Origin of the sequence: Microcystis sp. LE19-84.1B (genome assembly GCF_027531875.1) — a bacterium.
Lineage (GTDB): Bacteria > Cyanobacteriota > Cyanobacteriia > Cyanobacteriales > Microcystaceae > Microcystis > Microcystis panniformis.
The window spans coordinates 1-5,874 of the sequence record NZ_JAPZSR010000390.1; the positions used below are offsets into that span (position 1 = coordinate 1).

The 5,874-nt window shown below is 44.5% G+C and carries 5 protein-coding genes; 3 read left to right on the forward strand and 2 right to left on the reverse strand.

Going from position 1 to position 5,874, the window contains the following annotated elements; translation table 11 throughout:
- Positions 1-486 precede the first annotated feature (486 nt).
- Both sixA and O9324_RS21920 read right to left on the reverse strand, forming a co-directional pair.
- Positions 487-981, reverse strand: coding sequence for a phosphohistidine phosphatase SixA (sixA, locus tag O9324_RS21915; RefSeq protein ID WP_002771496.1), 495 nt, complete (start codon positions 979-981; stop codon positions 487-489).
- 52 nt (positions 982-1,033) lie between these two features.
- Positions 1,034-2,257, reverse strand: a complete 1,224-nt coding sequence (locus O9324_RS21920; protein ID WP_288141301.1) for a DHH family phosphoesterase — start codon at positions 2,255-2,257, stop codon at positions 1,034-1,036.
- Positions 2,258-2,548: 291 nt separating this feature from the next.
- On the opposite strand from O9324_RS21920, the gene O9324_RS21925 reads away from it, so the two are divergent.
- From O9324_RS21925 to O9324_RS21935, 3 genes are all read left to right on the forward strand, one after another.
- Positions 2,549-4,606: a class I SAM-dependent DNA methyltransferase gene (locus O9324_RS21925; protein WP_288141302.1), complete on the forward strand. Its 2,058-nt coding sequence runs from the start codon at positions 2,549-2,551 to the stop codon at positions 4,604-4,606.
- 35 nt (positions 4,607-4,641) lie between these two features.
- A complete protein-coding gene (locus tag O9324_RS21930; protein ID WP_002788138.1) occupies positions 4,642-5,061 on the forward strand; it encodes an endonuclease domain-containing protein in 420 nt (139 codons plus the stop codon).
- A 337-nt stretch (positions 5,062-5,398) separates the two neighbouring features.
- Positions 5,399-5,773 (forward strand): restriction endonuclease subunit S, encoded by a 375-nt coding sequence (locus O9324_RS21935; RefSeq protein ID WP_287627896.1) that lies wholly within the window; start codon positions 5,399-5,401, stop codon positions 5,771-5,773.
- The last annotated feature ends 101 nt before the right edge of the window (positions 5,774-5,874 follow it).

Below are 5,874 nucleotides of genomic sequence, written 5' to 3' on the forward strand. Positions count from 1 at the left end.
GCAAGATTTTGAGAGAATCGTCGTTCAAAACCTTGCGTCTTCATCGGCCCGCGTCCTGTAGGGGCGAAGCATTCGGGCAATAACCTATCGGTGAAACCGTAGATTTTCTATCCGAATGCTTCGCCCGTACTTTTTGCCGCAGACCCTAATTAGGGTTTGCGGCAAAAAGTTTTTCCTGGCGGCAGGGTGTAGGGTGTCGGGTGTCGGGTGTCGGGTGTCGGGTGTAGGGTGTGGGGTGTCGGGTGTAGGGTGTGGGGTGTCGGGTGTAGGGTGTGGGGAGAATAAATAAAAATAATCTCCTATCTCCAGCAATCCTGTCTCCTGACTCCTATCTCCAGCAATCCTGTCTCCTGACTCCTATCTCCTGACTCCTATCTCCTGACGACCGGCTCCTGACTCCTACCCCCACCAATACACTTTTTCGGCATACCCTAACTAAACATCGATTGTAGTCTCCAAAAAGGATAGATACACCTAGGTTAATTCCTAGAGAAGTAATTTCGGTGCTGTCAACCAGAATAACTGACACTTACCTAGGGGATTTTCTTGATTGGGAACCTCTAGACCAATTATTCCCGCTTTTTTGACCGATAATTTTCCTTGAAACTTGCCCCAAACTAGCATTTCCGTCCAATAGCCTAAATCCGGTTCGTGACCTACCAGTGCGATCGCATTTTCCTCTCGCTGATAGTCGGACTTTTGCCACCACTGTACCCAATCTTGAATATTGCCGTTGGGAGATAGGGGGTTAAATTGCTCAATTTCACGGCTTAAACCCGCTTTTTGCAAAATTTCGGCGGTTTGCACGGCACGCACCAAAGGAGAGGTCAAAATTAGGTCAAATTTCACCCCCAACTGTCCTAATCTTTGGGCAACTTTAGCAGTTTTGGCCTTACCTTCCTCGGTTAAAGGACGTTCCCTATCGTTGAGATAATCCCCCGATTGTCCTGCTAATCCATGACGCACAAAATAAAGTTTCATATCAGTGTTGGGTCGGTCTTGGCGATGATAATAGATAGCTGAGGTCTAATAGCTAGGTGCGAATTACCTTTTCATCGGGGTTAACTAGATGGGAAAGTTTTTGTTTAATTTGGGTGTCATAGACTTCCCACTTAAGTTTTGCGTATTCGGCATTATTATTAAAACCACCGAGGAAACCGATAGGAATTTCAAAACCTCCGGCCATGTAACGACCACCACCAAAAAAGCGACCTTGGTTATCCTGTCCGAAAGCTTCCTTGAGAAATTCATCGGGATCTAGGGTAATTTTACTGGTACGCATAGAACCAATGACTAACTCGATATCCTCATCTTCATCGTGAACGATACCGTAAACTAAAGCCGTGTGAACATTTTCCTCTGTCACCAAAAAATCGGCAGCTTGGGGAATCGCATCTCGGTCATCATAACGCAAATAACCGACCCCGGCGATCGAATAATTATTTTTAATAATACGGTTTTTTAAGGCCCGTTCGATCACATCCATCACCCGTCGGGATCTGGCCGATTGCAGGACAGCGTTTAATAATTGGGCATCGTAGAAACGACTGAGATAACCAGCAGCAATAAATTCACATTCTTGCGCTTGCATTAAATTATTCGTATCCGATCGCAATCCGTGCATCAAGGCTGTGGCACACTTAACATGGACGGTATCGCTAGTATTAAAATTTATTAACCCTTTTTGGATATATTGGGTTAACATCGCCGCCGTTGCCCGGATTTGGGGACGAATATCGACAAATTCTGCGTCTAGATCCCCTTGGCGAGTATGATGATCAATCACGGCAATAATGGGAATTTTTGCCTGTTTAACCAGAGTGGTTAACTGACTATTGGTTCCCTGACCATCGACAAAAACACAACCCTGATAAACCGAAAGATCTCTATCCTTGAGGGTATGGACTCCCCAACGTTTAGCCGGTAAACCCGTTAGTTTTACCAAAGCGACATTTTCCTGATGGGAGAGAGTACCCGCATAGACTATATCACAGTGAATATCGTACTGTTCGGCGATAATTTGATAGGCCCAGGCACTAGAAAGAGCATCGGGATCCGGGAAATCCTGCATCACCACAATTTGATTTTCGCCACGGTGATTTTCTAAAGTACGTCGTAGGCGATCGATTAGGGAAATAAGTAGGGTATCATTACTAACCGTGACTGGAGGAAGGGGACATACTGCCGACGGTTCCCCTACCACTACATCGGTTTCGAGGGACTTGGCAGGAACTAGACTCAGTAATTCAGCCATCATTTTTAGAAAAGTTCGCTTAAAGGTAGATTCAGTCAGGATTTTTTGAGCTAATTAATTCTAGACGATATTCTCGCTCGATCGGTTCATCTCAAATATTAAGCTTTTCTTGCCCCTAGCTCCCCACTCTGGGGCCATAACTCTAGTCTATCAAAAGACCTCTCCTGTTTGTTCTGGGAGAGCGGTGAAGGCAATTAACCATCGCTGCCATTACTTGAGAAGATAGATACTATACAGAATCCCTTAATTTTCCCTTCACGCTCGACCATCTACCTAATTCTTGAGTAAAATTTCATGGCCCAACTGGACAACATCGAAGCGATCGAAAAAAAGCTCTGGAAAGCGGCCGATACTCTGCGAGCTAATTCTAACTATGCCAGTAACGAGTATTTTCTGCCCGTTATGGGCTTGATTTTCCTCCGTCATGCCTATAGTCGTTTTCTCAAGGTTAAGAGGGAGGTAGAGGCGGATTTACCGAAGCGACAGGGTAAAACACGCTCCTTAACCAAAGAAGATTTCTTGTGCAAAGGAGCCATCTATCTCCAAGAAAAAGCTCAGTTCGATTTTCTGGTGGCGCTCCCCGATAGCGTCAATCGATCGACCTCCTTAATGGAAGCAATGCTATCGATCGAGGGGGATTATCCACCTTTAGGGGGGATTTTACCGAAAACAGAGTACCAAGAGCTAGATAACGTGGTATTAGGGAATTTACTACGGATTTTAAACCCGGAAGAGTTAAAAAAAGCCGATGGGGATATTTTCGGGCGAATTTATGAATATTTCCTAACACAATTCGCTAATCTCAAAGCTCACGATAACGGAGAGTTTTTTACTCCCGTTTCTTTAGTATCTTTGATCGCCAATGTTTTAGAACCCGATCACGGATTGGTTTTCGATCCTGCCTGTGGTTCGGGGGGAATGTTTGTCCAGAGCGCACATTTCGTTGAGAAACAGCGCATCAATCCCCAGATGTTAACTTTTAAAGGGTTAGAGAAGAATCCGACCACAATTCGTTTAGCTAAGATGAATCTCGCAGTTCACGGTTTAGAAGGGGATATCCAAAAAGCGATCACCTACTACGAGGATCCGCTGGCATTAGCTGGGAAAGTGGATTATGTAATGGCCAATCCTCCCTTTAACGTGGACGAGGTGGACAGTAAGGTAGATGGTGATGAGCGCTTACCCTTCGGATTGCCAGGAGTCAATAAAAATAACAAAGTTTCCAACGGTAACTATCTATGGATCAGTTACTTCTACAGCTATCTCAATGATCGAGGAAAAGCCGGTTTTGTTATGTCTTCCCAAGCTTCCAGCGCCGGGAGAGACGAAGGCAAGGTAAGACAGAAGTTAATCGAGACGGGAACGGTGGACATAATGATCGCCATCCGCTCTAACTTTTTCTATACCCGCTCCGTACCCTGCGAGTTGTGGTTTCTCAATCGAGGAAAACCCGCCGAGCTTCAAGATAAGATATTAATGATCGATGCCCGCAATATTTACCGGAAAGTAAACCGGACGATCAACGATTTTAGCCCAGAGCAGTTACAGAATATTCTCTCGATTGTCTGGCTCTATCGGAGCGAATCGAAGCGTTTTATCGATTTGGTTGTCGGTTATTGCCAGAGTATCGATCGAGAGTATCAGGGATCGATCGCTCTTTTACAAAACTATCGCGAGCATCTGGACAAGTTAACGGAGGCACTAGAGAAATTTTATAATCTCATCGATGAAAAAGACGGGACATGGTTAGAACTCCGAACAGCATCTGAGCTTTTTAAGGATGACATGGATAAATACGCCAGTTTCCCTGCGATTTCCTATAACGCTGATGATTTAGAGACTTTACACGAGGCTGTCCGTGGTTATCACGAATACGGCGAATTTAGCCGGGATCTGGGCAAACAGGCGGATCTGGTGAATAAATTATTAGGTCGAGCGATCGAGCGTGCCGAGAAGGATCTGGGAGCAAGAGATAGTAAACTGTGGTGGAATTCCCGCGAACTCAATATCTTACGCAAAGAAGCTGATACAAACCGTCAGAATGCGATCGAACAGCTTAAATCGGTTCGTGGTTTCTACCGTCACGCTCACTGGTTATTAGAAAGGTTCCCCGATGCCAAGCTGCGGGATGTGGAAGGGTTGGTTAAAGTGGTCGATCGCGAGGAGTTACAGGCGAATGATTGGAGTTTAACCCCCGGACGCTATGTCGGCGTTTCCCCAGAGGAGGAAGATGAGGGTTTCGATTTCGAGGAAACGTTACGCGAAATTCATCTGGAGTTAAATGATCTCAACTTCGAGGCGATTCGTTTAGCTGATGAAATTGCGAAGAATTTTGAAGGGTTAGGAATTTAAAAAAGAACTTGGGTATATTTCCTTAAAGGAGACCGATGGAGATAGCGATCGTGTCTAAATTAAAATACGGTGTTTATTTTCTACCCTACAATCCCGATTTAGTCCCTAGAGCCAAGGAAATGCGAAAAAATCCCACACCGACAGAAAAAAAGTTATGGGCTTTTCTCCGGCAATTTCCCTTAAAAATGTGGCGACAGCGACCGATCGATCATTTTATCGTTGATTTCTATTGTCCGAAGTTGAAATTAGTGATCGAGGTGGATGGGGAGGTTCATCTTACTCCGGAGGCAATGGCTTATGATGCTAGAAGAACGAAGGTTTTGGAGGGATACGGATTAACGGTGATCCGTTTCACCAATGATGAGGTTAAATACGATTTCGAGGCGGTTTGTGAGAAAATATCGGGGTTTATTTCTTCGCTTCCTGTCTGTACGGAGCTTGATGATCCTCCTTAGCTTCCCTTTTCAAGGCTATCCTCCTTAGTCCCCCTTTTCAAGGGGGGAACCGGAACCGGAAGGGGAACCGGAACCGGAACCGGAGCGCGGTAGGGGTGCTGGTGGTGAGACGGGCGCTACGGCTGCGTAAGTCCCCCTTGAAAAGGGGGATTTAGGGGGATAAAAAGTCCTGCTTCCCACCGGTGATTCCCAAATTTGGTAAGTTAGAAAAGGTTACATCTGCGGGCGATTCGTTTAGCTGGAAAATGCTAAAGCTATAGGCGATCTATTCATTCGGTTGAAAGGGATTTGATTGTCCGTCTAGTAGTTTAATACGTTATTTGGAGACTATAAAAATATGAATCTGACCGAGGTTTATCTTGAAGATGTAATTAGCTTTTTTAATGGAAAAGCACCAAGCCAACTTAAAAATGGAGAATATAAAATATATGGATCGAATGGAATAATTGGCAATTCTGACAGCTTTAATCATGAAAATGCTATCATTATAGGTAGAGTTGGTGCTTATTGCGGCTCTATTGAAATTTGCAATAATAAATTTTGGGCTTCTGATAATACGATTGTTGTTAAAACAAACAACAACAATAATTTAAAATACTTTTATTATCTTCTTGGTGAATTTCCCCTAAGAAATTTTGCTGGTGGTTCGGCACAACCCTTGTTAACTCAAGCGGCTCTTCGGGACTTGGTATGGTTCGATATGGGGGCATAAATCGACTCAATCCTTATCTGGCAAGAGATTTAATTGATTAGTTCGCTCCAGATCGCAAACAATTGACAAAAATTGCGGCAATGTCTGTCTCTATAAAGGTT

Excerpts from the sequence above, each read along its gene's own strand:
- O9324_RS21930 (WP_002788138.1), top strand. The coding sequence starts at position 4,642 with ATGGAGATAGCGATCGTGTCTAAATTAAAATACGGTGTTTATTTTCTA.
- sixA (WP_002771496.1), bottom strand. The coding sequence starts at position 981 with ATGAAACTTTATTTTGTGCGTCATGGATTAGCAGGACAATCGGGGGAT.
- O9324_RS21935 (WP_287627896.1), top strand. The coding sequence starts at position 5,399 with ATGAATCTGACCGAGGTTTATCTTGAAGATGTAATTAGCTTTTTTAAT.
- O9324_RS21925 (WP_288141302.1), top strand. The coding sequence starts at position 2,549 with ATGGCCCAACTGGACAACATCGAAGCGATCGAAAAAAAGCTCTGGAAA.
- O9324_RS21920 (WP_288141301.1), bottom strand. The coding sequence starts at position 2,257 with ATGATGGCTGAATTACTGAGTCTAGTTCCTGCCAAGTCCCTCGAAACC.